This is a genomic window from Streptomyces sp. NPDC020681, from assembly GCF_044334895.1.
Taxonomy (GTDB): Bacteria; Actinomycetota; Actinomycetes; order Streptomycetales; family Streptomycetaceae; genus Streptomyces.
This window is the reverse complement of record NZ_JBIRTX010000024.1, coordinates 93,006-111,428: the sequence shown is the minus strand read 5'-3', so window position 1 is coordinate 111,428 and position 18,423 is coordinate 93,006. Positions and strand designations below refer to the sequence as shown.

The following is an 18,423-nucleotide window of genomic DNA, read 5'->3' as shown; positions in this document are numbered from 1 at the left end:
GGTGACCGGCTCGGTGATCACGGTCGGCGAGGCCCGGCTGCTGCTGGGGAGGGGCTGATCTCTGATGCGTACGCTCTGTTCGTCCACCCTGATCGGTGAATTCTTCGTGATCGGCTTCGCCGGTCTGGTCGCCATGAAGTCCGACGACCTGTCGATGGCGACGGTCTGGACGGTCTGCGGCATCGGGATGCTGCTGTCGGTCCTGCTGTGCGGGATGATCGGCCGCCCCGGCGGCGTGCAGCTCGGCTGGGCGCTGCAGATCGCGCTGGTCGTGAGCGGTTTTGTGGTGCCGACGATGTTCTTCCTCGGCGCGGTTTTCGCGGCGCTGTGGTGGGCCTCGGTGCACTACGGCCGCAAGATCGACGAGGCGAAGGCGCAGTGGGCGGCCAAGGCTTCATCAGAGCCTGACGCTGCGTAACCGGCGACGAGTCCTGACCTGTAGCCTCTGACCACCCGCACCCGCATCCGCACTGAAGGAGCTCGCACCGTGAGCCAGCGCACGCTCGTCCTGCTCAAGCCCGACGCCGTCCGCCGCGGTCTGATCGGCGAGATCATCGGCCGTATCGAGGCCAAGGCCGGCTGGACCATCAGCGCGCTCGAGCTGCGCACCCTGGACCTGGAGACGCTGGAGAGCCATTACGGCGAGCACAAGGGCAAGCCCTTCTACGAGCCGTTGGTGGAGTTCATGCAGTCCGGTCCCGTCGTCGCGCTGGTCGTCGACGGTGAGCGGGTCATCGAGGGAATGCGCCGACTCGCCGGACCGACTGATCCGATTGCCGCGGAGCCCGGCTCCATTCGCGGTGACTTCGGCACGATCGTCCGGGAGAACCTGATCCATGCCTCGGACTCCGAAGAGTCCGCCATTCGGGAACTCAAGATTTTCTTTCCCGGCCTTTCCTGAGCGGCCGTCAGCCATACAGAGGTCATGACCTGGGGCGACCGAAGGAATTTCGGTCGCCCTCCGGCATACGCGGGCACAATGCGGGAACGCATCGCTTCGACACCTCGTCATCTAATCCAGAGGTGGACTCACCGCGCGGTGTCCGTGCAGGCGGCACTACGATGAAACCTCCACGCCACAGCACCCACCTCGCCATCCTGAAAAGCCATCAACGCTCGATTTGGGAAGGCCAGACGCATCCTCATGGGGAACAACATGTCGTTCATCGGCCGTGACATGGCTGTCGACCTCGGGACCGCCAACACGCTGGTGTACGTCAGGGGCCGGGGGATCGTTCTCAACGAGCCGTCCGTCGTCGCCATCAACACCAACACGGGCGGCATTCTCGCGGTCGGCGCAGAGGCGAAGAAGATGATCGGCCGGACACCTGGCAACATCGTTGCCGTCCGGCCGTTGAAGGACGGCGTGATCGCCGACTTCGAGATCACCGAGCGAATGCTCCGCTACTTCATTCTGAAGATCCACAAGCGTCGGTACCTCGCCCGTCCGCGCGTTGTCGTCTGTGTGCCCTCCGGCATCACGGGCGTCGAGCGTCGCGCGGTCATCGAGGCGTCGACGCAGGCGGGCGCCCGTCAGGTGCACATCATCGAGGAGCCCATGGCCGCGGCCATCGGCTCCGGACTCCCGGTCCATGAAGCCACCGGCAATATGGTCGTCGACATCGGCGGCGGCACCACCGAGGTCGCAGTCATCTCACTCGGCGGAATCGTCACAGCACAGTCCATCCGCGTCGCGGGCGACGAGTTGGACAACGCGATCATCCAGCACATCAAGAAGGAGTACTCGCTCCTCCTCGGTGAGCGGACCGCCGAGAACATCAAGATCACCATCGGTTCCGCCTACGACATGGACAAGGACGAGCACACCGAGATCCGCGGCCGTGACCTCGTTTCCGGTCTGCCGAAGACCGTGGTCATCTCCGCCGCCGAAGTCCGCAAGGCGATCGAAGAGCCCGTCAACGCGATCGTCGACGCCGTCAAGACCACCCTCGACAAGTGCCCGCCGGAGCTGTCCGGCGACGTCATGGACCGCGGCATCGTCCTCACCGGCGGTGGCGCCCTGCTGCGCGGCCTCGACGAGCGGTTGCGCCGCGAGACCGGCATGCCCATCCATATCGCCGAGGATCCGCTGGATTCGGTGGCCCTCGGGTCCGGCAAGTGTGTGGAGGAATTCGAGGCGCTCCAGCAGGTCCTGGACGCCCAGCCGCGTCGCTAGCAGAGCGACTGGCTGAGACGAATCCGCCGTACGGGGGCCTGCCAACCCGTGCGGCGGATCGTTGATATACAGACATCAACATTCCTACGAGGAAGGCACGGCCGCCGCACGTGAGGGACACACGAGAGAGCCGGCTGCTCCTGGTGCTGCTGATCGCCATCGCGTTCGCTTTGATCACGGTGGACATCCGCGGAGGCGAGGAGTCACCGGTCGACGGCGCCCGGCAGGCCGCCGCCACGGTCTTCGGACCGGTCGAGAACGGAGTGGCGGCAGCCGTCGATCCGATCGGCAACGCCATCGGAGCCGTACGGGACTCCGGCTCGCGCCACGACCGCATCAGCGAACTGGAGCGGGAGAACGCGGCGCTGAAGGCGAAACTCGGCAGCGACGACCGCAACCGCAGCCGTGTCCGCGAACTCGACAAGATGCTCAAGAAGGCCGGCGCCGGCCAGTACGGCATCAAGGGCGCGGAAGTCATCGCCATAGGAGCGGCCCAGGGCTTCTCCTGGACGGTGACCATCGACATCGGCTCCAGCGACGGCATCACGCGCGACATGACGGTGCTCAACGGCGACGGACTCGTCGGCCGGGTCACCACCGTCGGACCGAACACCGCGACCGTGCTGCTCGCCAACGACCCGGACTTCACGGTCGGCACCCGGATGGAGAAGACCGACGAACTGGGCTTCGCCACCGGCCAGGGCGACCAACCGCTCCTGGTCCAGCTGCTCAACGGCAAGTCCAAGGTCAAGAAGGGCGACCGGCTGGTCACCTTCGGCTCGCAGGCCGACCGGCCGTTCGTGCCCGGAGTCCCGGTCGGCGAGGTCATGCGCGTGGACCCGGCCGGCGGCGCGCTGACCCGGAACATCTATGTGCGCCCCTACGTCGGCTTCAGCAAGCTCGACATCGTCGGCGTGGTCGTCGACGCGCCACGCTCCGATCCGCGCGACACGGTCCTGCCGCCCAAGCCGGCGCCCCCGAAGCCCACGCCGACGGTCACGGTGACGGTCACGCCGTCGCCGAACGGCCAGGACGGTCTTGCCGATGGCCAGAACGACGAGCAGTAGGAGCTGATCCGTCATGCGTTTCAACCGGATGCTGCTCTCCACGACGCTCGTCGTGGTCGCCCTCGTCATCCAGGTCTCCATCCTCGCCCGCCTCCAGCTGCCGGGCGCCGTCCCGGACCTGCTGCTGCTCGTCGTCCTCGGACTCGCGTTCGTGTACGGGCACATGGCGGGCGCGTTCATCGGCTTCGGCGCGGGACTGCTCGCCGACCTCGCGCCGCCCGCCGACCACGCCGCCGGACGCTATGCGCTGGTGCTCTGTGTGATCGGCTATCTCGCGGGCCTGGTGCGCCCCGACAGCGGCAAGCTCAGGTCCGCCACCGGGCCGATGGTCGTGGTCGTCGCCGCCGCCATCGGCTCGACGCTGCTGTACGCGCTGGTCGGCGCGCTGGTCGGCGACACGGCGGCCCGCCATGTCGGCCTCGGCAGCCTGCTGTTCACGGCCGCCGTGTACGACCTGCTGCTCGCGCCGTTCACCGTGCCGTTCATCATGGCGCTCGCCAGACGCGCTGAGAACGATCCGCTCGCCGACAGCCAGAACAGCAAGAGCAGCGGCAGCGACGTCGCGTCCGGCTGGCTCACCTCCGGCACCGGCCTGCGCATCGGCAACCAGCGCGGCGGACTGCGGATGAAGGCCGTCAGGACCAGAGCGGCCCGCGCCGGACGCATCAAGGGAGTCAAGCGGCTGTGACCGAGGGGGCATGCGCGCCATGAGCAACATCCCGGAGACCGGGCGGACCCCTCGGGTCCAGATCCGGCTCGTCGTCATCCAGGTACTGGTCTTCTCCCTGCTCCTCACCCTCGGCGGACGCCTCTGGTACCTCCAGATCCGCAACGGACAGGAGTACACCAACGAGGCCAAGAACAACCACGTCCAGCAGGTCGTCCAGCCCGCCGTCCGCGGCTCGATCCTGGACGCCCGCGGCGTCCCGCTCGCCGACAACGAGACCCGTCTCGTCGTCTCCGCGTCCCGCACCGAGCTGATGAAGATGAAGGACGACGGCGAAGGAGTCCTGACCCGGCTCGCCGGCGTTCTCGGCATGAAGCCGAAGGACGTCAAGGACAAGGTCAGGCTCTGCGACTCCAAGACACCGCAGCCCTGCTGGAACGGCTCGCCGTACCAGCCGATCCCGGTCACCGACGAGGCCACCACCCAGCAGGCCCTGCAGATCCGCGAGCGCGCCGAGGACTTCCCCGGCATCACCGCGGAGCCCACCGCCGTACGCCGCTACACCGCGCCCGGCAAGACCAACACCGCCCAGGTCCTCGGCTATCTCTCGCCCGTCACCGACGAGGAGATCACCAAGGCCAAGGACACCGACTCGCCGTTCCTCCGCTCCGACCAGATCGGCCGCTCCGGCATCGAGCGCACCTACGACAAGGAGCTGCGCGGCAAGGCCGGAGTCACCCGCTACGAGGTCGACAACCTCGGCCGGGTCATCGGCGAGGCCGAGAGAGACGTGGCCCAGCCCGGCGCCAACCTCGTCACCTCCATCGACGCGCGCGTCCAGGCCGTCGCGGAGTACGAGCTGAACTTCGCGATGAAGGAAGCCCGCAAGGCGCACGACAGGAACACCGACGAGAACTACAAGGCCGACGCCGGCGCCGTCGTGGTCATGGAGAACAAGACCGGCCGGATCATCTCGATGGCCTCCCAGCCGACGTACGACCCGAACGCCTGGGTCGGCGGCATCTCCGGCAAGGACTACGCCAAGCTCACCGGCAAGGACTCCAACTACCCGCTGCTGAACCGCGCGATCCAGGGCCAGGCCGCACCCGGCTCGATCTTCAAGGTGATCTCCTCGACCGCCGCGGTCAACGCCGGGTACCCCTTCGACGGCAACTACCCCTGCCCGTCCTCGTACTCCGTCGGCGGCCAGGTCTTCAAGAACTTCGAGTCCAAGGGCTACGGCAGTATCGACCTCGGCCGCGCGCTGGAGGTCTCCTGCGACACCGTCTTCTACGGCCTGGCGCACCGCGAGTGGCAGAAGGACGGCGGCACCAAGCCCAAGAAGAAGACCAACGACTGGTTCTACAAGACGGCCCACCAGTTCGGCCTCGGCAAGGAGACCGGCATCGATCTCCCGAACGAGGTCACGGGCCGCGTCCCGGACCGCCAGTGGAAGCAGAGCTTCTGGGCGGCGAACAAGGACGGCTGGTGCAGGCAGGGCAAGAAGAACGGCGACTACGTCGAGAAGATCGCGTACGAGAACTGCCTCGAAGGCAACCGGATGCGCGCCGGTGACTCCGTCAACTACTCGATCGGCCAGGGCGACATCCTCGTCACGCCGATCCAGATGGCCACGATCTACGCCGCCATCGCCAATGGCGGCACGCTCTACAACCCGACCATCGGCAAGGCAGTGATCAGCGCGGACGGCAAGACGATCCAGGAGATCAGGCCCACCCCGCACGGCAAGCTGCCGTTCAAGGGCGAGACGCGCGACCAGATAGACAAAGCCCTCGCGGGAGTCACCACCCGCGGTTCCGCCGCCTGGCGATTCGGCGGCTGGCCGCAGGACAAGATCCCGATGCACGCCAAGACAGGTACCGCCGAGGTCTACGGCAAGCAGACGACGTCCTGGTTCGTCTCGTACACCAACGACTACACGATCATCATGACCATCGCCCAGGGTGGTACGGGTTCGGGTGCTTCCGGCCCGGCCGTGCGCAAGATCTACGAGGCGATGTACGGGCTCGACGAGAAGGGCGGCCAGGACCTGAAGAAGGCTCTGCTGCCCGCGCCGCAGAAGGCGCTGCCGAAGATCCAGCCCGACGGCTCCATCGACGCGCCGACGATCGTGCCGTACGCGCCCAAGAAAGAGAAAGATCCTTCCGAGGACCAGCAGCTCGCGGGCGCTCCCGCGCGGAGGGACTGAGACATGGCCGGCTCCAATGGCTTCTCCGTCTCCGGATACGGGCCCCAGCGCGGCGGTCTGTGGTCCCGGCTCTCCGCACGCGACTCGGTGGTGCGCAGGCTCGACTGGCCGATGCTGGGCGCCGCGCTGGCGCTCTCGTTCGTCGGATCGCTGCTGGTGTGGTCGGCGACGCGCAACCGCACCGAGCTCAACCAGGGCGACCCGTACTACTTCTTCCTCCGCCACGCCCTCAACACCGGCATCGGCCTCGTGCTGATGGTCGGCACGATCTGGCTCGGCCACCGCACGCTGCGCGGAGCCGTGCCGGTGCTCTACGGCCTGTCCGTCGTGCTGGTGCTGCTGGTGCTCACTCCGCTCGGCGCGACCATCAACGGTGCGCACGCCTGGATCGTCATCGGCGGCGGATTCTCGCTCCAGCCCTCGGAGTTCGTGAAGATCACGATCATCCTCGGGATGGCGATGATGCTGGCCGCCCGGGTGGACGCCGGCGATCTGGCCCATCCCGACCATCGGACGGTCGCCAAGTCGCTGGGCCTGGCCGTCCTGCCGATGGTCATCGTGATGATGATGCCGGACCTCGGCTCGGTGATGGTGATGGCGGTGATCGTGCTCGGCGTGCTGCTCGCGTCCGGCGCGTCCAACCGCTGGATCCTCGGGCTGATCGGCGCCGGAGTCGGCGGAGCCGTACTGGTCACCGTGCTCGGGCTGCTGGACGAGTACCAGCTCAACCGCTTCGCGGCGTTCGCCAACCCGGAGCTCGACCCGGCGGGCGTCGGCTACAACACCAACCAGGCGCGGATCGCGATCGGATCGGGCGGACTGACCGGCACGGGACTGTTCAAGGGCTCCCAGACCACCGGCCAGTTCGTGCCCGAACAGCAGACGGACTTCGTGTTCACGGTGGCGGGCGAGGAGCTGGGCTTCCTCGGCGCCGGACTGATTCTGCTGCTCCTCGGCGTCGTGATGTGGCGCGCCTGCCGGATCGCCCGCGAGACGACCGAGCTCTACGGCACGATCGTGGCCGCCGGGATCATCGCCTGGTTCGCCTTCCAGTCCTTCGAGAACATCGGGATGACGCTCGGCATCATGCCCGTCGCGGGTCTGCCGCTGCCGTTCGTGTCGTACGGAGGCTCGTCGATGTTCGCGGTGTGGGTGGCCGTCGGACTGCTCCAGTCGATCCGGGTGCAGCGGCCGATAAGCGCGTAGGCGTACCTCGCGTACCTGTGCAATTCGCGCCAAAGCTGAACGCAAGGTGTCCATCAGGCGACCTGGGGGTGCCGCGGCCGGGTCGCGGCTACTAGATTCACTGCATGGCGGATACGAAGCGCGAGATCGAGCGGAAGTACGAAGCCACTCCGGAGACCCGGCTGCCCGACCTGACCAAGGTCGGCGGCGTCTCGGCGGTCGTGGACAAGGGCGTCGCCGAGCTCGACGCGGTCTACTACGACACCGTCGACCTGCGCCTCGCCGCGGCCGCCATCACCCTGCGGCGCAGAACGGGCGGCGACGACGAGGGCTGGCATCTGAAGCTGCCGGTGGCCCCGGACGTACGGGACGAGATCCGCGCGCCGCTGTCCGACCAGCTCCCGCGCGGCCTGGAGTCCCTGGTCCGGGCCCGCACCCGGGAGGCCGGGCTCGAACCGGTGGTGCGGCTGCGGTCGTCCAGGGACATACGCCATCTCGTGGACGCGGACGGCGCGCTGCTGGCCGAGCTCAGCAGGGACGCGGTCCGCGCCGAACGGCTCACCGACGGCGGACGCACCGCCGCCTGGGACGAGATCGAGGTCGAGCTGGGCGACGACGTGGATCCCGGCTTCCTCGACGCGGTCGACAAGAAGCTCCGCAAGGCCGGGCTGCGGCCCGCCCCGTCGCCGTCGAAGCTGGCCAGAGCGCTGGCGGAGACCGCGCCGAAGGGCGCGGCGCCCAAGAAACCGGTCTCCCGCGACGAGGCTCCCGTGCCCGCGAACGCGGGCGACCACATCCTCGCCTACGTCCGCGAGCAGGTCGACGCGCTGATCTCGTACGACCCCGGTGTGCGCCGCGACCTGCCCGACTCCGTGCACCAGATGCGGGTCGCCACCCGGCGGCTGCGCAGCGCCTTCCGCACGTTCGGCAAGATCCTCGACCGGACGGTCACCGACCCGATCGGCGAGGAGCTCAAGTGGGTCGCGGCGGAGCTCGGGGTCGCCCGCGACCAGGAGGTGCTCGCCGAGCGGCTGCGGTCCCGGATCGACGCCGTGCCCAGGACCCTGCTGCTCGGGCCGGTGCGCGGACGGCTGCGGATCTGGTCCACCGCACACGGCGCCGGCTCGCGCCGCAAGGCCGTCGCGACCCTCGACAGCAAGCGGTACCTCGGACTCCTGGAGTCGCTGGACGCGCTGCTCGCCGACCCTCCGCTGCTGAAGGCGGCCGCCGCGCCGGCCGACGCGGCCATCCCCAAGGCGGTCCTCAAGGACTACGACCGGCTGGCGGGCCGGGTCGAGCTGGCCCTCGGGCTGCCCCCGGGCGAGGACCGCGATCTGGCCATGCACGACGCACGCAAGGCCGCCAAGCGCGCCCGGTACGCGGGAGAGGCTGCGACGCCCGCGCTCGGCAAGCCGGCCAAGCGGTTCGCCAAGCGGATGAAGGCCGTGCAGACCGTGCTCGGCGACCACCAGGACAGCGTCGTCGCCCGCGAAGCCCTGCGGAATCTGGCGATCCAGGCCCATGCGGCCGGCGAATCCGCCTTCACCTGGGGACTGCTCTACGGACAGGAGCAGGCCTCCGCCGCGGACCGCGAGCGCGAGCTCCCCGAGGTGTGGCGGGAGGCCGCTGATCCCGATCTTCGGGCGGCACTGATGGCATGAGCGTCGGGGTAGTCTGGATGGTCACCCCAATCAGCTCATGAAGGTTCGAGATGCCTGCCGAGTCGGTCTTCCCACAGCTCGAAGCTCTGCTCCCGCATGTGCAGAAGCCCATCCAGTACGTCGGCGGTGAGCTGAACTCCACCGTCAAGCCGTGGGACGAGTGCGATGTCCGCTGGGCGCTGATGTACCCGGACGCGTACGAGGTCGGACTGCCCAACCAGGGCGTCATGATCCTCTACGAGGTACTGAACGAGCGCGCGGGCGTGCTCGCCGAGCGCACCTACAGCGTCTGGCCGGACCTCGAAGAGCTCATGCGCGAGCACAAGGTGCCGCAGTTCACCGTCGACTCGCACCGCCCGGTGAAGGCGTTCGACGTCTTCGGCCTGAGCTTCTCCACCGAACTCGGCTACACGAACATGCTCACGGCCCTGGACCTCGCGGGCATCCCGCTCGAGGCGAAGGACCGGGGGCTCGACGACCCGATCGTGCTCGCCGGCGGCCACGCGGCCTTCAACCCCGAGCCCATCGCGGACTTCATCGACTGCGCGGTCATCGGCGACGGAGAGCAGGCCGTGCTGGACATGACCGGGATCATCCGAGCCTGGAAGGCGGAGGGCCGCCCGGGCGGGCGCGACGAGGTCCTGTTCCGCCTCGCGAAGACCGGCAATGTGTACGTGCCGCGCTTCTACGACGTCGAGTACCTGCCGGACGGCCGCATCGGCCGCGTCGTGCCCAACAAGTCGGGCGTGCCGTGGCGGGTGTCCAAGCACACCGTCATGGACCTCGACGAGTGGCCCTACCCGAAGCAGCCGCTCGTCCCGCTCGCCGAGACCGTGCACGAGCGGATGTCCGTGGAGATCTTCCGCGGCTGCACCCGCGGCTGCCGCTTCTGCCAGGCCGGCATGATCACGCGCCCCGTGCGGGAGCGCAGCATCACCGGTATCGGCGACATGGTCGAGAAGGGCCTGAAGGCAACCGGCTTCGAGGAGGTCGGCCTGCTCTCCCTCTCGAGCGCCGACCACTCCGAGATCGGCGACATCGCGAAGGGTCTCGCCGACCGGTACGAGGAAGACAAGATCGGCCTGTCGCTGCCGTCGACCCGCGTCGACGCGTTCAACGTCGACCTGGCCAACGAGCTGACCCGCAACGGCCGCCGCTCCGGTCTGACCTTCGCGCCCGAAGGCGGCTCCGAGCGCCTGCGCAAGGTCATCAACAAGATGGTCTCGGAAGAGGACCTGATCCGAACCGTCGCCACCGCGTACGGCAACGGCTGGCGCCAGGTGAAGCTGTACTTCATGTGCGGCCTGCCCACGGAGACCGACGACGACGTGATGCAGATCGCCGACATGGCGATGAACGTCATCCAGAAGGGCCGCGAGGTCTCCGGCCAGAACGACATCCGCTGCACCGTCTCCATCGGCGGCTTCGTGCCCAAGCCGCACACGCCGTTCCAGTGGGCCCCGCAGCTGTCGGCCGAGCAGACGGACGCGCGCCTCGAAAAGCTCCGGGACAAGATCCGCGGCGACAAGAAGTACGGCCGCTCGATCGGCTTCCGCTACCACGACGGCAAGCCGGGCATCGTCGAGGGCCTGCTGTCCCGCGGCGACCGCCGCATCGGCGCGGTCATCCGCGCCGTCTACGAGGACGGCGGCCGCTTCGACGGCTGGCGTGAGCACTTCTCGTACGACCGCTGGATGGCGTGCGCCGACAAGACGCTGCCGGCGTTCGGCGTGGACGTCGACTGGTACACGACGCGTGAGCGTGCGTACGAAGAAGTGCTGCCCTGGGACCACCTGGACTCCGGTCTCGACAAGGACTGGCTCTGGGAGGACTGGCAGGACTCGCTCGACGAGACCGAGGTCGAGGACTGCCGGTGGACGCCGTGCTTCGACTGCGGTGTGTGCCCCCAGATGGACACCTCCATTCAAATCGGGCCCACCGGCAAGAAGTTGCTGCCTCTGACGGTCAAGAAGCCTGCGGCCACCGGGCACGCGCACTGAGCTGAAGGCCATCGGATCCACTCGCAGACGGAGTGGATCCGAGTGCCCGGCCGGAGACTACGGAGGTCCGCATGCTCGCGTCCTGGTACGAACGGCAGGGACCGGCCACCGACGTGCTCCAGGTCGGCGAACTGCCCGACCCGCAGCCCGGACCCGGCGAGGTCCGGGTCCGCGTGACCGTGTCGGGTGTCAACCCCGGCGACACCAAGAAACGGCGCGGCTGGCTCGGCTCGGCCATGCCCTACCCGCGGGTGATCCCGCACAGCGACGCGGCCGGTGTCGTCGACGCCGTCGGCGACGGTGTCGAGGCGCGCCGCATCGGACAGCGGGTGTGGGTGTACGGCGCCCAGTCCTACCGGCCCTTCGGCACCGCCGCTCAGTACAACGTGGTGCCCGAGAGCCAGGCGGTGGCGCTGCCCGGCCGGCTGAGCGACGAACTCGGGGCGAGCCTGGGCATCCCGGGGATCACCGCGCACCGGACCGTGTTCAGCGACGGCCCTGTCGACGGCAGGACCGTGCTGGTGCACGGCGTGCTCGGCGCGGTCGGTTCACTGGCCGCCCAACTCGCCCGCTGGGGCGGGGCGACCGTGCTCGCCACCGTGCGACGCAGCGAGGACCTGGACCGCGTCGACCCTGCCGTGGTGGCGCACACCGTCGCCCTCGACCAGGACGACCCGGCCGAGGCGATCCGCGCGTACGCGCCGCAAGGTGTGCACCGCATCGTCGAGGTGGCCCTGTCGGACAACGCCGACCTGGACGCCGCGGTCGTCGCGAACGACGCGGTCGTCGCCGCCTACGCCAGCCGCGCCGACCGTCCCGAACTCCCCTTCTGGCCGCTGCTGTTCGCCAACGTGACCCTGCGCATGTTCGGCAGCGACGACTTCCCGGCCGAGGCCAAGCGGCAGGCCGCCCGCGACCTCACCGCCGCGGCCGCCGTCGGCGCGCTCACCGTCGATGTGGGCGAGCGCCGTCCGCTCGACGAGATCGCAAAGGCCCACGACCGCGTCGACGCCGGCGGCCGAGGGCGCGTCCTGGTCACGATCCCGCACTGAGTTCGCCGTAGTGGATCCGTGCAGCCATGTGATGCGTCATGTCTGACATGGACTTGGAGAAGGCGCCCCAGACGCCCCAGACGTACGGGCGGCATCAGGCGCCCGCGGAGTACGAGCCCGGCGAAGGGTGTCTGACCACGGCCATCAGGATTCCGGTGCGGATCGTGGTGCTCGTTGTGGTCGTGCCCGTGCGGATGGTCTGGGACCTGCTCGTCGTCTGCGGCCGCGCGGCCGACCGGCTGGTGCTGCGGCCGCTGGGCCGGGCGCTGGCCTGGGTGTACGAGAACGTCCTCGCGCCGGTGGGCATCTTCATCGGCAAGGCGCTCTTCGTCTGGCCGTGGGTTGCGCTGTGGCGGTACGTGATCGTGCCGGTGGTGACGTACGGGCTGGTGGTGCCGGTGGTGTGGATCTACCGGCAGTTGCTGACTCCGCTCGGCCACGGCATCGCCTGGCTGCTCACCGCCGTCGGCCATGGCATCGCCTGGCTCGTCGAGCATCTGCTCGTGGCGCCCGCGCGGTGGGTCTACCGCCGGCTCCTGACTCCCGTCGGCCACGGCATCGCCGCCGTGCTCGGCTGGCTCGGCAAGGCCCTCTTCGTCTGGCCGTGGGTTGCGCTGTGGCGGTACGTGATCGTGCCGGTGGTGACGTACGGGCTGGTGGTGCCGGTGGTGTGGATCTACCGGCAGTTGCTGACTCCGCTCGGCCACGGCATCGCCTGGCTGCTCACCGCCATCGGCCACGGCATCGCCGTCGCCGCCCGCGCCGTGTGGACGGCTGTCGTCTGGACCGTGGTGACGCTGCTGGTCACGCCCCTCGTCTGGGTGATCATGAACCTGCTCGTCGCGCCCGTCGCATGGCTCTACCGCCATGTCCTCGCACCCGTCGGCCGCGAGATCGCCGCGGCCGTCGGCGTCGCCTGGCGCATCGCCGGCTACATCTCCCGCGCCGTCGGCCGGGGCATCAAATGGCTCGCCTGGAACCTTGTCGGACGACCGGTCCGCTGGTTCTACCAGAGCGTCTGCACCCCCGTCGGGCACGCCGTCCGCGACGGCATCTGGCGACCCGCGAAGAGGGCCGCGATCGAGGCCGGCCGGGCCGCCGGATCCGCGATCCGGTCGGCCCGCGAGACCGTGCGCCAGGCCAGGCGGGACGCGTGGCGGGCACTCGTCGGCGGGCCCCCGGCTGCAAAGACCGTGGATCCGCTGGTGCGGCAGGCGCGTACTCTGGGTAGTACAACGACTGTTCCCGGCGTGGCGGCCGAGCCCGAGATCTCCCTGCACAAGCAGGGGTGAGCCGGTCAGGCCCCCGAGGGACACCCCGCATGTCACAGGGCGGGCGCATCCGCGCCCGTCCCGCACGAGGAGAAGAACCACTGGGCAAGCGACAGCCCGAAGGCCCGCCGCCCGCACCTGCGGTGCAGCGCATCCGACTGCGCTACACCAAGCGCGGCCGCCTCCGGTTCACCAGCCACCGCGACTTCCAGCGCGCTTTCGAGCGGGCGCTGCGGCGCGCCGAGGTGCCCATGGCGTACTCGGCGGGCTTCACCCCGCACCCGAAGGTGTCGTACGCCAATGCCGCACCCACCGGCACGGGCAGCGAGGCCGAGTATCTGGAGATCGCGCTCACCGAACACCGTGATCCCGACAAGCTGCGCGAGCTGCTCGACGAGTCGCTGCCGGACGGACTGGACATCACGGAAGCCGTCGAGGCCCGTACGTCCGGTCTTGCCGACCGGCTCACCGCATCCGTGTGGGAGCTGCGGCTGGACGGCGTGCCGGTCGAGGAGGTGGAGAAGGCCGTTTCGGCCTTCCTCGCAGCCGAGACCGTCGACGTCCAGCGCAAGACCAAGAACGGCATGCGCACCTTTGACGCGCGGGGTGCCGTGGCGGAGCTGCAGGCGGCCCCGTCACGGTCCGATAGGTCCGGGGACGGGCCCTGTGCGATACTGCGGCTGGTTGTTCGGCACGTGACACCTGCCGTGCGACCCGACGACGTCCTGTCCGGTCTCCGAGCTGTGGCCGACCTGGCGCCGCCGGTCCCCGCAGCGGTGACCAGGCTGGCGCAGGGGCTCTTCGACGAGGAGTCCGGCACGGTGACCGACCCGCTCGCGCTCGACCGCGAGGCAGTCCCGGCCGCTCCACCCACGGCCGTCGGGACAGCCTCCCCCTAGCTTCGGCAGGGGGACACCGCGACGGCGCCCGAAGGTCCCGCCGCGTTGGGCAGTCGTTGTAGCGCAGCCCTTGTACTCGGGAGCCACCTGGGTCGGGCCGCGCAAAGACCAGGAGACTTTCGCCAGGCCGTACGTACATCGCGTAGGGAACCGGCGAGCCATACATCAGCTCCCGTGCGGCGCCCGCGCCCCGGACGGCGGCACCGCGCACATCACGCGGGCCGCGGCCGGACCGGAAACAGGCGTGGCGCCCGGGAGCGTGACGGGAGAACCGCCCGCATGCTCGAGCCGAACGAATCCGGCACTGCCGGATCTGACAACGAAGAGAACAACACCCCGGGCGACAAGCTGCCGCCGCGCCGTCGGCGCCGCGCAGCGTCGCGTCCGGCCGGACCGCCGGTGGCCGCGGAGTCCGTGGAGCCCACGGAGGTCGTGGAGACGGTGGCCGCGGTTGCACAAGCGCCGGAGCCGGCCGAGGCCGAGGCCACCGAAGAGGCTGCCGCGCCGCGTACGCGTCGGCGTGCGACTCGTAAGGCGACCGCGCCCGCCGGTGCGCCGCAGGCTGCTGCCGCCGAGGCGGCCGTGGCCGATGCGCCTGCCGCCGCCGCGGCCGAGGGCGAGACACCGGCCGAGGCCGAGGTCGAGGCTCCTGCGCCGCGCAAGCGTCGTCGTGCCACCCGCACCGCGAGTGCGCCCGAGCCGGTAGCCGAGGCCCCCGAGGCCGAAGCCCCCGCCGCAGAGGCCGCTGAGACCGTAGCCGCCGAGACCGAGACCGAGGCCGCTGCGCCGCGTACGCGTCGGCGTGCGACCCGTAAGGCGACCGCGCCGGCCGGTGCGCCGCAGGCCGCCGAGGCCGAAGCCGCCGAGGCTGAGGCCCCCGAGGCCGAGGCTGCCGCGCCCCGCAAGCGTCGTCGTGCCACCCGCACGACGAGCGCGCCCGAGCCGGTCGCCGCGTCCGAGATCGACGAGGACGTCATCGAGACGGGTGAGAGCCTGCCGCAGGGTGCCGTCGCGCAGATCACCTCTCACGAGGACGAGGTCATGGCCGCCGAGAAGGCGGCGACCCGTGGCCGTACGCGCCGTCGCGCCGTCTCGCCCGAGTTCGCTCCCGCCGCGCAGGAGAAGCCGGCCGAGAAGCCGCAGGACAAGCCGCAGGAGAAGCCGGCGGAGGAGGCGCCTTCGCGTGGCCGCCGTGCCGCGCGGCCCGCCGTGGCCGTCTTCCAGGCCCCCGTCTTCGCCGAGCCGGTGTTCCAGACTCCGGAGACCGCAGCCGCGGCCGCCGCCGCTGCCGTGGACACCGAGCCCGAGGAGGAGGACGAGGAGCTCGTCGAGCAGGCCGCTCCCGAGCCCGCCGGACGCCGTCGCCGCCGCCGTCGTGGCGAGCCCGCCGAGCCGGTCGAGGCCGTCGAGACCCCCGCCGCCGAAGAGCCCGCGGCCGAGCCCGAGCAGGCCGCCGAGGGCGAGGAGACGGACGAGTTCGAGGACCGTCCGTCGCGCCGTCGCCGCCGTGGCGGCCGTCGCCGTCGCCGTGGCGAGGCCACCGACGCCGACGAGACCTCGGAGGAGCAGTCCGACGAGGCCGCCGCCGAGCAGTACGAGGACGAGGCCGAGGAAGAGGAGCGCGAGGAGACCGAGACGCCTTCGGCCGCCGGCACCTCCAGCAGCCGTCGCCGTCGCCGCCGTCGCCGTCGCAGCGGTGAGCCCGCCGAGGCGGAGGAGACGGGTTCGGGCGACCCGGAGCGTACGGTCGTCAAGGTCCGCGAGCCGCGTCCCGCGCGTGCCAAGAGCGACGAGCCGTCCGACGAGGTGCAGTCCATCAAGGGCTCGACCCGTCTGGAGGCGAAGAAGCAGCGCCGCCGCGAGGGCCGCGAGCAGGGCCGCCGCCGCGTGCCGATCATCACCGAGGCCGAGTTCCTGGCCCGCCGTGAGGCCGTCGAGCGTGTGATGGTCGTCCGGCAGAGCGGTGAGCGCACCCAGATCGGCGTCCTCGAGGACGACGTGCTCGTCGAGCACTACGTCAACAAGGAGCAGGCGACCTCGTACGTCGGCAACGTGTACCTGGGCAAGGTGCAGAACGTGCTGCCGTCGATGGAGGCCGCGTTCGTCGACATCGGCAAGGGCCGCAACGCCGTCCTGTACGCCGGTGAGGTCAACTTCGAGTCGCTCGGCCTCTCCGGCGGCCCGCGCCGCATCGAGGCAGCGCTCAAGTCCGGCCAGTCCGTCCTCGTCCAGGTGACGAAGGACCCGATCGGCCACAAGGGCGCCCGTCTGACGAGCCAGGTGTCGCTGCCCGGCCGCTACCTGGTGTACGTGCCCGAGGGCTCGATGACCGGAATCAGCCGCAAGCTGCCCGACACCGAGCGCGCGCGGCTGAAGACCATCCTCAAGAAGATCGTCCCCGAGGACGCGGGCGTCATCGTGCGCACCGCCGCGGAGGGCGCGAGCGAGGACGAGCTGCGCCGCGATGTCGAGCGGCTGCAGTCGCAGTGGGAGGACATCCAGAAGAAGTCCAGGAGCGGCAACGCCCCGACGCTGCTGTACGGCGAGCCGGACATGACCGTCCGGGTCGTCCGCGACATCTTCAACGAGGACTTCTCGAAGGTCATCGTCAGCGGCGACGAGGGGTGGGACACCATCCAGGGCTATGTCTCGCACGTCGCCCCGGACCTGGTCGACCGCCTTCAGCGGTGGACGAGCGAGGTCGACGTCTTCGCGACGTACCGGATCGACGAGCAGCTGATGAAGGCGCTGGACCGCAAGGTCTGGCTGCCGTCCGGCGGTTCGCTGGTGATCGACAAGACCGAGGCCATGGTCGTGATCGATGTCAACACCGGCAAGTTCACCGGCCAGGGCGGCAACCTCGAGGAGACCGTCACCAGGAACAACCTGGAGGCGGCCGAGGAGATCGTGCGTCAGCTGCGGCTGCGCGACCTGGGCGGCATCGTCGTCGTCGACTTCATCGACATGGTGCTCGAGTCCAACCGTGATCTGGTCATGCGGCGGCTCCTCGAGTGCCTGGGCCGCGACCGTACGAAGCATCAGGTCGCCGAGGTCACCTCGCTGGGCCTGATCCAGATGACCCGCAAGCGGGTGGGCCAGGGTCTGCTGGAGTCCTTCTCCGAGACCTGCGTCCACTGCAACGGCCGTGGCGTGATCGTGCACATGGAGCAGCCGACCTCGGTCGGCGGCGGTGGCAAGCGTGCCAAGAAGCGCGGCCGTGGCGGCGCCGAGCATGTCCACGAGCACGAGGCCGTCGAGACGGCTGCCGAGACCGAGCCCGAGGCGGAGGTCGCCGCCGAGGTGGCCGCGCCGGTCGCGCTCGCCGAGCCCGAGTTCGTGCCCGACGAGGAGCTGTACAGCAGCGCCGCGGAGGCCGAGGCGGCGGCGACGCGTGGCCGTGGCCGCCGTCGGGCGACCCGTAAGGCGACGGCCCCGGCCGGTGCGCCGAAGGCCGCCGAGGCGGAGGTCGTCATCGAGGCCAAGGCCGAGGCTCCGGCCGCTCCCGTCGCCGAGACGCCCGCCGAGGCTCCCGCGGAGGAGGCGGCCCCGACCGGCCGTGGCCGCCGTCGGGCGACCCGTAAGGCGACGGCCCCGGCCGGTGCGCCGAAGGCCGCCGAGGCGGAGGTCGTCATCGAGGCCAAGTCCGAGGCTCCCGCCGCCGAAACGCCGGCAGCCCCCGTGGCCGAGCCGGCCGAAGCGGCTCCCGTCGCGGCCCCGCCGCGTGCGCGCCGCCGGGCGACCCGCAAGGTCACCGCTCCCGCCGGTTCGCCGTCGGGCGCCGATGAGGCCGCGATCGTCGTGGTCCCGGCGGCGGCCGAGCCCCAGGCCGAGCCGGCGGACGGCGCCGACGAGGCCGAGGCAGGCACCCCGGCCAAGAAGGCGGCGGCCCGCAAGACCGCCAAGAAGGCCACCGCGAAGAAGGCCGCCACCAAGAAGACGGCGGCCAAGAAGAGCGCGGCGAAGAAGACCACTGCCAAGAAGGCCAGTGCGAAGAAGACCGCCGCGGCGGAGCAGCAGACGCTGCCCTCAGTGACGGCGTCCACCGAGAGCTGAACAGTTGATGAGCCCTCAGTGAACTAGCTGTGTCCCACCTCGCAGTGTGCGGGGTGGGACGCGGTGTTTTGTCGCCGAATCGATGCGGGGCCGCGTTAACAGCCCCGAAATTGACTAGGAAATCCCTGATAATGTGACGGCGGTCGCTGCCGCGTGGGAGCCCTGTTCCGGACACTACGGTAG

13 protein-coding genes are annotated in these 18,423 nt (G+C 70.0%); all 13 read left to right on the top strand.

Annotated features, from left to right (window positions below; all coding sequences use genetic code 11):
- Nucleotides 1-64 precede the first annotated feature (64 nt).
- Nucleotides 65-418, top strand: coding sequence for a DUF4233 domain-containing protein (locus ACH4YL_RS35645; protein WP_398511668.1), 354 nt, complete (start codon nucleotides 65-67; stop codon nucleotides 416-418).
- Nucleotides 419-487: 69 nt separating this feature from the next.
- Entirely contained in the window at nucleotides 488-901 is a 414-nt protein-coding gene (gene ndk / locus ACH4YL_RS35640; RefSeq protein ID WP_398511667.1) for a nucleoside-diphosphate kinase, read from the top strand.
- A 255-nt stretch (nucleotides 902-1,156) separates the two neighbouring features.
- Nucleotides 1,157-2,176, top strand: coding sequence for a rod shape-determining protein (locus ACH4YL_RS35635; RefSeq protein WP_142218247.1), 1,020 nt, complete (start codon nucleotides 1,157-1,159; stop codon nucleotides 2,174-2,176).
- Nucleotides 2,177-2,286: 110 nt separating this feature from the next.
- Nucleotides 2,287-3,243, top strand: coding sequence for a rod shape-determining protein MreC (mreC, locus tag ACH4YL_RS35630; RefSeq protein ID WP_398511666.1), 957 nt, complete (start codon nucleotides 2,287-2,289; stop codon nucleotides 3,241-3,243).
- A 13-nt stretch (nucleotides 3,244-3,256) separates the two neighbouring features.
- Nucleotides 3,257-3,931 (top strand): rod shape-determining protein MreD, encoded by a 675-nt coding sequence (mreD, locus tag ACH4YL_RS35625; RefSeq protein WP_398511665.1) that lies wholly within the window; start codon nucleotides 3,257-3,259, stop codon nucleotides 3,929-3,931.
- Between the two features lie 19 nt (nucleotides 3,932-3,950).
- Nucleotides 3,951-6,119, top strand: a complete 2,169-nt coding sequence (gene mrdA / locus ACH4YL_RS35620) for a penicillin-binding protein 2 (protein WP_398511664.1) — start codon at nucleotides 3,951-3,953, stop codon at nucleotides 6,117-6,119.
- Between the two features lie 3 nt (nucleotides 6,120-6,122).
- Nucleotides 6,123-7,325, top strand: coding sequence for a rod shape-determining protein RodA (gene rodA / locus ACH4YL_RS35615; protein WP_398511663.1), 1,203 nt, complete (start codon nucleotides 6,123-6,125; stop codon nucleotides 7,323-7,325).
- A 104-nt stretch (nucleotides 7,326-7,429) separates the two neighbouring features.
- Entirely contained in the window at nucleotides 7,430-8,965 is a 1,536-nt protein-coding gene (locus ACH4YL_RS35610) for a CHAD domain-containing protein (protein WP_398511662.1), read from the top strand.
- A gap of 50 nt (nucleotides 8,966-9,015) precedes the next feature.
- Nucleotides 9,016-10,965 (top strand): TIGR03960 family B12-binding radical SAM protein, encoded by a 1,950-nt coding sequence (locus ACH4YL_RS35605; RefSeq protein ID WP_398511661.1) that lies wholly within the window; start codon nucleotides 9,016-9,018, stop codon nucleotides 10,963-10,965.
- A 71-nt stretch (nucleotides 10,966-11,036) separates the two neighbouring features.
- Nucleotides 11,037-12,017 carry an NADPH:quinone reductase gene (locus ACH4YL_RS35600; RefSeq protein WP_398511660.1) on the top strand — a complete coding sequence of 327 codons (981 nt, stop codon included), beginning with the start codon at nucleotides 11,037-11,039 and terminating at the stop codon, nucleotides 12,015-12,017.
- Between the two features lie 38 nt (nucleotides 12,018-12,055).
- Nucleotides 12,056-13,309: a hypothetical protein gene (locus ACH4YL_RS35595; RefSeq protein ID WP_398511659.1), complete on the top strand. Its 1,254-nt coding sequence runs from the start codon at nucleotides 12,056-12,058 to the stop codon at nucleotides 13,307-13,309.
- Nucleotides 13,310-13,431: 122 nt separating this feature from the next.
- The gene (locus ACH4YL_RS35590; RefSeq protein ID WP_398511675.1) at nucleotides 13,432-14,187 is read left to right on the top strand and encodes a TIGR03936 family radical SAM-associated protein; all 756 of its coding nucleotides are present in this window, start codon (nucleotides 13,432-13,434) and stop codon (nucleotides 14,185-14,187) included.
- A 279-nt stretch (nucleotides 14,188-14,466) separates the two neighbouring features.
- Nucleotides 14,467-18,240: an Rne/Rng family ribonuclease gene (locus tag ACH4YL_RS35585; protein ID WP_398511658.1), complete on the top strand. Its 3,774-nt coding sequence runs from the start codon at nucleotides 14,467-14,469 to the stop codon at nucleotides 18,238-18,240.
- The last annotated feature ends 183 nt before the right edge of the window (nucleotides 18,241-18,423 follow it).

Bases quoted from the DNA above. Each gene is read 5' to 3' on its own strand.
- ACH4YL_RS35635 (WP_142218247.1), top strand. From the start codon at position 1,157: ATGTCGTTCATCGGCCGTGACATGGCTGTCGACCTCGGGACCGCCAAC.
- mrdA (WP_398511664.1), top strand. From the start codon at position 3,951: ATGAGCAACATCCCGGAGACCGGGCGGACCCCTCGGGTCCAGATCCGG.
- ACH4YL_RS35595 (WP_398511659.1), top strand. From the start codon at position 12,056: ATGTCTGACATGGACTTGGAGAAGGCGCCCCAGACGCCCCAGACGTAC.
- ACH4YL_RS35645 (WP_398511668.1), top strand. From the start codon at position 65: ATGCGTACGCTCTGTTCGTCCACCCTGATCGGTGAATTCTTCGTGATC.
- ACH4YL_RS35605 (WP_398511661.1), top strand. From the start codon at position 9,016: ATGCCTGCCGAGTCGGTCTTCCCACAGCTCGAAGCTCTGCTCCCGCAT.
- mreD (WP_398511665.1), top strand. From the start codon at position 3,257: ATGCGTTTCAACCGGATGCTGCTCTCCACGACGCTCGTCGTGGTCGCC.
- ACH4YL_RS35585 (WP_398511658.1), top strand. From the start codon at position 14,467: ATGCTCGAGCCGAACGAATCCGGCACTGCCGGATCTGACAACGAAGAG.
- rodA (WP_398511663.1), top strand. From the start codon at position 6,123: ATGGCCGGCTCCAATGGCTTCTCCGTCTCCGGATACGGGCCCCAGCGC.
- ACH4YL_RS35600 (WP_398511660.1), top strand. From the start codon at position 11,037: ATGCTCGCGTCCTGGTACGAACGGCAGGGACCGGCCACCGACGTGCTC.
- ACH4YL_RS35610 (WP_398511662.1), top strand. From the start codon at position 7,430: ATGGCGGATACGAAGCGCGAGATCGAGCGGAAGTACGAAGCCACTCCG.